General features: G+C 67.4%; 1 pseudogene. It reads right to left on the bottom strand.

The window, feature by feature from the left end:
• Positions 1-307, bottom strand: a pseudogene (locus EN808_RS35720) (N-acetylglucosamine kinase); the annotation flags it as partial.

The following is a 307-nucleotide window of genomic DNA, read 5'->3' as shown; positions in this document are numbered from 1 at the left end:
CCGTCGGCAAGGTCGAGCGCGCCGAGCGAGGCCTCGACATCGCCAACCGCCTTGTCGAGGATCCAGTTGGCGACAAGGTCGCCCTTTTCGGCATGCTCGAAGACTTTTGGCGCGAAGCCGCCGAAGTCGCCGGGCTTGGCGTTTGTGGTGAACTCGACCACGTCTTGCGGGTTGTTGCGGAAGACGGCGAGCATGGCGTCCGTCAGCGGCGAGCCGGGGCGGATGCCGTCATAGGCAAGCAGCGTCTGCTCGAGCAGATCGCGGCCGATGCGGGCGCCGCTGCCCTGGTCGCCGACCTGGAAACCCC

The organism is Mesorhizobium sp. M8A.F.Ca.ET.165.01.1.1, from assembly GCF_004792065.1.
Classification (GTDB): Bacteria; Pseudomonadota; Alphaproteobacteria; order Rhizobiales; family Rhizobiaceae; genus Mesorhizobium.
The sequence above is the reverse complement of the archived record's forward strand: the minus strand, read 5'-3'. Positions and strand labels throughout refer to the sequence as shown.